Origin of the sequence: Sphingobacterium sp. IITKGP-BTPF85 (assembly GCF_001006065.1) — a bacterium.
In the GTDB taxonomy this organism is placed as follows: domain Bacteria; phylum Bacteroidota; class Bacteroidia; order Sphingobacteriales; family Sphingobacteriaceae; genus Sphingobacterium; species Sphingobacterium anhuiense.
The window spans coordinates 1-8,108 of record NZ_ASZT02000186.1 but is presented as its reverse complement, the minus strand read 5'-3'; the positions used below and the strand labels follow the sequence as shown (position 1 = coordinate 8,108).

5 protein-coding genes and 1 pseudogene are annotated in these 8,108 nt (G+C 37.3%); 5 read left to right on the top strand and 1 reads right to left on the bottom strand.

The genetic code is table 11. From position 1 onward, the window contains the following. Positions 1-379: 379 nt before the first annotated feature. A complete protein-coding gene (tnpC, locus tag L950_RS22855) occupies positions 380-1,747 on the bottom strand; it encodes an IS66 family transposase (protein WP_197086650.1) in 1,368 nt (455 codons plus the stop codon). A gap of 393 nt (positions 1,748-2,140) precedes the next feature. Between tnpC and L950_RS22850 the strand changes: the two genes are divergently transcribed. The 5 genes and pseudogenes from L950_RS22850 (at position 2,141) to L950_RS27315 (ending at position 7,888) form a co-directional block, all read left to right on the top strand. Further along, positions 2,141-3,274 carry an efflux RND transporter periplasmic adaptor subunit gene (locus tag L950_RS22850; RefSeq protein ID WP_046792105.1) on the top strand — a complete coding sequence of 378 codons (1,134 nt, stop codon included), beginning with the start codon at positions 2,141-2,143 and terminating at the stop codon, positions 3,272-3,274. 207 nt (positions 3,275-3,481) lie between these two features. Next, a complete protein-coding gene (locus L950_RS31035; protein WP_197086649.1) occupies positions 3,482-4,762 on the top strand; it encodes an efflux RND transporter permease subunit in 1,281 nt (426 codons plus the stop codon). Between the two features lie 23 nt (positions 4,763-4,785). Next, positions 4,786-6,566 (top strand): annotated as a pseudogene (locus L950_RS31025) (efflux RND transporter permease subunit). A gap of 24 nt (positions 6,567-6,590) precedes the next feature. Beyond that, positions 6,591-7,022, top strand: coding sequence for a hypothetical protein (locus L950_RS27320; RefSeq protein ID WP_052764509.1), 432 nt, complete (start codon positions 6,591-6,593; stop codon positions 7,020-7,022). Then, complete coding sequence (locus L950_RS27315) at positions 6,935-7,888, top strand: TolC family protein (protein ID WP_231577812.1); 954 nt, start codon at positions 6,935-6,937, stop codon at positions 7,886-7,888. Before L950_RS27320 ends, L950_RS27315 begins: the two co-directional genes overlap by 88 nt. Positions 7,889-8,108: the final 220 nt, after the last annotated feature.

Genomic DNA, 8,108 nt, shown 5'->3' with positions numbered 1-8,108 from the left:
AATTAGTTTGAAGACATACAATCAACGATGATCGTATGATCCACTACAATTTTCACTGTAGGATATCTTACATTATAACATTTAAGCAAAGTTGTTTTTGGAATCTTTTCAAAATACCCAGCCCCTATCAATTTTTCCAAGGCTATTCGTAATCTTTCAAAAAAGGCCTTTTGAGCCAAAATTTCATTTCCTGCGGGTGATACATATTTTTTAGATACTTTCCTTCTAGCCATTTAAATATAGTTTACTTGAAAATTCGATTAAATAGGTGAGCTTACTGCCTCAAAATATAAGGAGGTTTATTTTTAAATTTTAATATAGTGAAAGAATATTATATAAAAAATTAATTAATGAAACTCAGAAGTAACTATTCAGGTATCTAGTTTTTAGCTATTGTTATGAATGTGTTTAGGATATTCTGGTTGTTTTTAATGCATGTATCTATTATGGATCTTATTATTGCATATATGTTTGCTCCTGTGAATGATTTAAACATTCCAGATATCTTTTGTTTTACTTTTACATTTCTGATGGCCTGTTCGGATGCATTATTGTCGGCAGGAACATCGTATTGATACAAGAAGGTCAGCATATGATCCCTGTATTTAAGTATCCTTTTTTGAAAGGTTATCACATCGGGATACACAGGCTCTATAACTTGCATGCAGAGCTCATTGAGTATGGCTTCGATTTCAGACCGTTCTTTTATTGGATTATCATATTGCTCGGGTCGCAGTATTTTCTTGAGTTCCAGGGCCTGCATAAATAGTTGGAAAACCTTGCTGGTCCATGTACAATTGTACTTTTCTTTAAAATAGTTAAGTTCCCTTAACAGGTGAGCTATACATAACTGATGCCCTTGGGCAGTTGTTTTGAGGTGGCTGGACCAGCAGTCGTGAACCAATATGGCATTTGGAAATCCAAGAGGAAAATGATCAATAACAGTTTGATATGCTCTATTGGTAGCAGCTACGATGTAGGTAGCCAATTTACATTGCCAGGTCCAGAACCAATTTTTATCGCCATTGATTTTCATTCCTGTTTCATCGGCACCCACAACGCTGGCTTCCATCACTTTGGTTTTGATCAATTTATAGGCCGGTAATGCTTTATTAGCAAAGCGTTCCAGCATATTGCAGACCGTACCCTGGCTGATGGGCATGTTATAAAGCGTGCTGAAATGTTCGGCGATACGTGCTACTGGCATATACTGACGGGTGTGCAGATAAGCGACCTGTGCATGGGCATTAGGTCCATAACTGATAGGAGCATTTACACCACTAGGAAAGCTGGCACGGGTCGTATGTCCGCAGCTGCAACTTTTCGCAAATATGCGATGTTCGGTAAAGCTAGGGATCACAGCAGGTATATCAATAACTTGACGTCGATTCAACAGTTCACCTTGAAAAGCACCCAGACCAAGTCCACAGCAATTGCAGAATTGTGGCTCATGGTCTTCAATAACATCTGGAGTGGTAGACATCAGAAGAGTACTTCCGTTATGACCTTTTTGAGCTCCTGGTTTCTTTCCACTGGGATTACGCAAACTATTGGTTTTCTTGAGCGGACGGTTTTCATCCTTAGAAGGGGGGATCGAGCTGTTGCCACTATTCTTTTTGGGAGCACTTAATAAACGGTTCTGCTCCAAAAGAGTGCCAATGGTAGCATTCAGATCCGTGATTGTAAGATTAAGGTCTTCGATTATCTGGTTAAATGATACCTGCATCGAAGCGATAATCTGACGCATAGATTCTATTTCAAGGGCCTTGGATGACTCGGCTGAAAGACGTGCCGCTGATTCCTTTTCGAGTAAATCAATTAGTACTAAAAACTTATCGTTGTCCATTACAAGAGCTTTCCTTTTTTACAAAAAACAGGATTTTAAGAAAATAATCCTAGAAATATAATAGAAAGTTATACAGTCAAATGTGGATAAAAACAAGACATTTTTAGAAAAATCAAAATATGAAATAAACAACCTGAGTAGTTACTAATTTTCTAATAATTTTCTATTCGTCTTCTAACTGCTATACTCCTACAACCTAAGCACCTTTGCAATGTTCAAAAACAGCGATAAAGATGCTCCTCATGGAGAAATATCACTTAGGCACTAATAAATGTTAATTTAAAATTCTTAGCGATGAAAACCACAATTACAAAAAAACATAGTCACTTAATCCGGATTCTCATCATTTCTGTACTTTCTCTTAGCCTAATGGGATGTCATACAAAAGTTGATGAAGAAATCACTGAAGATTTCACACAAAAAGGTGATACCATTCAAGTCCAAGGAAAGGTAAAATCACAATTAAAGACATATACTGTTCTCAAACAAGCTCATCAACTGGAGCTCATTACAGCCGGGACAGTGAAAGCTATTCCAAATCTCTATGCTGAAATCGGTTCTCCATTTTCAGGACGTGTTTCAGCAGTACATCTCAAATTAGGAATGAAAACAAAGTCCGGAACTCCCCTTTATGAACTGATATCTCCGGAATTTATTGATACTCAAAAGCTATACTTTCAGGCAAAAACAGCTTATCAAAATGCTAGATTGATTCTAAAGCGACAACAAGATCTTAAACAACATGGTGTAGGAACTGATAAAGATGTCGAAGAGGCCAGGGCCCAGTACGAAATTACAGAGAAAGAATATCAAAATACGTCTGCTTCGCTTAGATTCTTCAATGTAGATACTGAAAAACTAGTTTTAGGACAGCCACTTATTATCCGATCGCCTATTGGTGGTGAAGTTATCAGCAATGACATTGTTCTGGGACAATACATTAAATCGGATGATTTACCCCTTGCTAAAGTAGCCGAACTGAACACTGTCTGGGTAGTTGGAATGGTTAAAGAACAAAATCTAAACCTTATTAATAAATTAGATTTAGCCGAAATTGCTACAATAGCCTTTCCTGATGATAAGATAAAGGGAACCATTTACCACATCGATGAAATTGTAAATGAAGATACCCGAAGTATCCAAATACTTATTGAATGCCGCAATCCCGATCGTTTATTAAAACCAGGCATGTATGTGAATGTCAACTTTACTAAAAAAGCTTCTGATGCTGTGTTCATTCCTGCAAAATCATTACTACAATATAATGATCAAAGCTATGTGTTCTTAGCAATTGGGAAAGATAAATATCTCAGACGCTACGTCGAAACAGGTATCACAGATAAAGATCAGGTACAGATTTTATCAGGTCTGCAAGCAGGAGACAATATTATCAGTGAGGGTGCATTTTATCTATTAAATGCAAAATAAATAGTATTTCGAAGAAGTTTATTCACATAAAATCATAAAAACTGCTGGTACATTCTCAAGTATATCATTCCAATGAAATCAATTACGCTGTGAATTGCATTTGGAGATCTATTGAAATAAGTCTAGCTATGAAAACATCGCTGAAAAGCTAAGATAAATTAATGACTTTCTGATTGGTGCATCGCAACTTTAATCAACTCTATTCTAATGAAAAATATATTCAACAATACTATAGCCAAACGTTGGTTGGTCTTGGCTCTTTTTATTCTATTAACCTTTTTTGGATATTATTCTTGGACACAGCTTTCCATTGAAGCGTATCCTGATATAGGCGATGTAAGTTCTCAGATTGTGACACAAGTACCTGGACTTGCTGCAGAGGAAGTAGAGCAGCAAATTACTATTCCGATAGAAAGAGCTATCAATGGTTTACCAGGTATGCACGTGATGCGGAGTAAAAGTACTTTTGGACTGTCTATGGTTACAATTGTTTTTCAAGATGGAACAGACGATTATTTCGCACGCGCCCGTATTCAAGAACGGTTGACGGATCTGGAACTGCCTTATAACGCAGCCGCAAATCTTGACCCTTTAACTTCTCCAACAGGAGAAATATTTCGGTACATCATCGAAAGTAAATCACATGATCTACGCGAACTCACCGATCTGCAGACATTTGTCATTATACCCCGTATCAAGCAAGTGTCTGGAGTAGTTGATGTTACAAATTTTGGAGGTATTACGACACAATTTCAAGTTGAGATTGATCCCATTAAACTGGAACAATATGGTCTAGCCCTAAGCGAGGTAGTGAACAAAATTGAAACAAACAACACCAATGCAGGTGGAAGTGTTATGAATAGAGGAGACCAATCTTACGTCATTAGAGGAATCGGACTTCTCAGGACATTGGAAGACATCGGAAATATAGTAGTTAAATCCCGACAAGGAACAGCTATTTTCATGAAAGATATCGGTCAGATCAAATACGGAAATCTTGAAAGAAAAGGCGCTTTAGGCTATTCTGATAAACGTGGAGCAAACTATTCCGACAATATTGAGGGAATTGTGCTATTACTTAAAGGCCAAAACCCTTCTGTCGTTTTAGAGGGCGTCAATCAAGCTATTGATGAATTAAACAATACCATCTTACCTGCGGGAGTACAGATTCATCCGTTCATGGATCGTACTCAACTTGTAGAAACAACCTTAACTACCGTTTCCCACACCTTATTAGAGGGAATGGGTTTGGTTATTATTGTACTCATCATATTCCTTGGTAGCTGGCGTGGAGCGCTGTTAGTTGCTATTACCATACCTATCGCTCTGTTGACAGCTTTTATCCTGATGCACTTTACGCATGTTCCGGCTAACTTGTTGTCATTGGGTGCCATCGATTTTGGTATTATAGTCGATGGGGCCATTGTCATGATGGAAGCTATCTTGAAAAAAGAGAAGAGAATGAAGATGAACAACTCACAGAATTAGGTATTGCTTCTATTGTAAAGCAAATGGCTAAACCCATATTTTTTGCAACAATCATTATAATCACGGCTTATATTCCCCTATTTGCATTTGAACGTGTAGAAAAAAAGTTATTTACTCCTATGGCTTTTACAGTAGGTTATGCATTGTTGGGTGCGTTAATAGTTGCTCTATTCCTAATACCTGGACTCGCTTATGTTGTTTATCGTAAGCCTCAAAAAGTATATCACAACAAATGGTTAGAAAAATTAACTGTAGGATATCACAGACAAATCCAGCATTTATTAAAGCGTCCAAAGAGAGTATTCATGCCTTTAATAATCATTTTGCAGGTGCAATCATATTAACATGTACTGTTGGTAAAGATTTTCTGCCTCCCTTAGATGAAGGATCCATCTGGTTGCAAGTATCACTGCCTCCCGGAATCACAGTTGAAAAATCAAAGGAAATGAGTGATTCACTACGTGCGCGAACACTTCAATATGATGAGGTTACATATGTGATGATCCAAGCAGGTCGCAATGATGATGGTACAGATGCATGGACTCCCTCTCATTTTGAATGCAGTATTGGCTTACTTCCTTACAAACAGTGGAAAAATGGGAAAACCAAAGCTGATCTAATTGAGGAATTGGCTGCTGAATACAAACAGATGCCCGGATATGACGTTGCTTTTTCACAACCAATGATTGATGGAGTGATGGATAAAATTGCGGGGGCGCATAGTGAGCTCGTCGTTAAGATATATGGAGAAGACTTTAAGGAAATCCGAAGAATAGCAGATGAGGTCTTGATTACGTTGCGAAAAGTAAAAGGTGCTGTAGATTTAGCGATCGATCAAGAACCTCCATTGCCGCAACTACAGATAAAAGCAGACCGTTATAAAATAGCACAATATGGTTTAAATGTCGCCGATGTCTCCGACCTTATTGAAACAGCTATCGGCGGAAAAGCGGTTTCCCAAATATTTCAAGAGGGAAAGGTATACGATATTATCTGCCGTTATCATGAAGCAAGTCGCAATACCCCTGAAAAAATAGGAAATCTAATGTTGACAAATGAATCCGGAGCCAAAATTCCCCTATCACAAGTAGCGACAATAAAACTCAATACCGGAGAAAGCACAATCGCTCGTGAGATGAATAAGAGACATTTGACAGTGCGGTTAAATCTACGCGGAAATGATCTTACTTCCTTTCTCAAAGAAGCACAAGCTAAAATTGAAAAAGATATCAAATATGACCACAACGACATAAAAATAAAATGGGGCGGTCAATTTGAAAATCAAAATCGCGCATATCAGCATTTGGCTATTATTGTTCCTATGGCACTAGCATTAATGTTTATACTACTATACGGCGCTTTTGGAAGCTTCTCACAAGCCGGGTTATTGATGAGTGTTGTACCGCTTGCCATATTTGGAGGTATGCTTGCATTAAATATTCGCGCTATGACCCTCAATGTATCTTCAGTAGTCGGATTTATAGCACTCTTTGGTGTTGCAATTCAAAATGGTGTACTGATGATCACACAGTTCAATGCATTAAGAAAAAAAGGGTATGCTTTAAAAGAAGCAGTAATAGAAGGCGCTCAACATCGTTTCAGACCAGTAATCATGACTGCCACTGTAGCCATCTTGGGGCTTCTTCCTGCTTCATTGGCCACAGGTATTGGATCTGATGTTCAAAGACCATTAGCAACTGTCATTGTTTACGGATTATTCTTCGCTACCGTGATAACCCTCTATGCATTGCCATCATTATATTATCTATTAGAGAAAATAAATGCAGACAAAAAACATAATTAGTTTTCATCTCAAAAATACCATCACATGTTACGTCTTAAAAACATCCATAAAAAACACTTTCTACTATTATATTTTACTTTAGTCTTAAGTGTAATTACTCAAGCTCAGATTGACGCAGATATTCAAAAAGAGATTACTTATCCCGATTTTATAAAAGCTGTTGCTCAAAATAACATAGCTTATGCGGCAGAAAAGTTAAATATCAATATTGCTGAAGCAAATATTGAAAAATCCAAAATAATTCCTGATCCAGAATTTACCGCTGATGTATTTAATAACGACCAGCATAAGATGAAGATGGGGTACGGATACAATATCGGACTGGACTGGACCTCGAACTTGGCGGAAAACGGAAAGCACGCGTTGATCTGGCAAAAAGTGAATCTGAACTTAGCAAATATATATTGCAGGATTACTTCAGGAATCTCCGAGCCGATGCTACTGTACAATATTTAACCGCAATCCATCATGAGCAACTGATGAAATTAAAGTTCAATTCCTATGAAACGATGGATGAACTTGCAAAATCGGACAGTTTACGTGCCAAATTAGGTACAATTACTGCTATTGATGCCAAACAAAGTAAACTTGAGGCTAAATCCATATGGAATGAAGCAGTTCAGTCCATCGGAAATTGGAAAGGATCGTTGAGTAGCCTCAATTTACTGATGGGGAGTAAACATGCTGTACTTACACAGATGGCATTGGTGAATTTTTCTACATTTGACCGGTCTTTTTATCTTGATGACCTTATAGTCCATGCACTATCAAACCGTGCAGATCTACTGTATGCATTACAAAATAAAGATGTGTCAGAAAAAATGATCCGTCTTACAAAAGTAAATCGGGTACTAGATTTAGGAATAACGACAGGTATTACGCGCAATGCAGAAGCCCGCAATGAGTTAGCTCCCAGTCCAGCTTTCACTTCATCAAATTTTGGAATAAGAATTCCTTTGAAATTTTCAAATCATAGGAAAGGAGAACTTAAGGAGGCATTTTATACTGCCCAACAAGCTGGATTACAACATCAAGAGATTGAACTACAGGTGCAAACAGAAGTTAAGCAAGCATTTTATAACTATGAAGCGACTCAAAAGCAACTCCAGCAGTTCAACAGTGGTATTCTTGACGATGCTAAAGCTATCTTAACGGGGAAACTCTACGGCTACAAACGAGGTGATTCTAGTTTACTTGAAGTACTCCATGCACAGAGAACCTATATTGAAGTTCAACAAAATTATTATGAAATACTGTTTAATAATGCCCATGCTCTCGTTATATTGGAACAATCCGCAGGTATTTGGGATATACTTTTTTAGAAAAAAAACAATTTTATGTGTGTTTAAAAAATATTAATATGGATAATCAGAAGCATATTTTAATGAAATATGCTCCCAGAAAGCAACAAAAATCCTAGATAAAAAAAATATTCTCCCTCAAAATAAAGGATTTAAGGAATATTCGCAAGATATACTTGGCATATCTCAGGGATTTTTCTACCTTTGCATCACTCCAAACAACGAAGGAAACTTCAAAAAA